Genomic DNA, 276 nt, shown 5'->3' with positions numbered 1-276 from the left:
CGGCACCTGCACATCCATACACCCGATTATTGCTGGATTCCCTCCCCGCCATTGATAAACCGCTGGAGGAAGAATGGGCATTACGTAAAACGGATCTGCCGGGAAACCGCACGTTGCCGCAAGGCTGTTTTTTCTACGAACGTTGCCCGCTGGCAACCCACGGATGTGAAGTCCGGCAATCATTAGCAATAAGGGAGGACGGACGTGAGCTCCGGTGCTGGCGGGCGCTGTAGAGATGCTAACAACGCATCAGGCATTCACGCGCCTGACGCGTCA

1 protein-coding gene is annotated in these 276 nt (G+C 56.5%); it reads left to right on the top strand.

Features of this window, described 5'->3' with window-relative positions:
• The coding region (locus SB764_RS39860) for an oligopeptide/dipeptide ABC transporter ATP-binding protein (protein ID WP_410866731.1) at nucleotides 1-233 on the top strand (233 nt) is incomplete at its 5' end.
• Nucleotides 234-276 lie beyond the last annotated feature (43 nt).

This window comes from Paraburkholderia sp. SIMBA_027, assembly GCF_046535315.1.
GTDB lineage: Bacteria > Pseudomonadota > Gammaproteobacteria > Burkholderiales > Burkholderiaceae > Paraburkholderia > Paraburkholderia tropica.
Note: the sequence above shows the minus strand (reverse complement) of the source record. Positions and strands in the feature narration are given on the sequence as shown.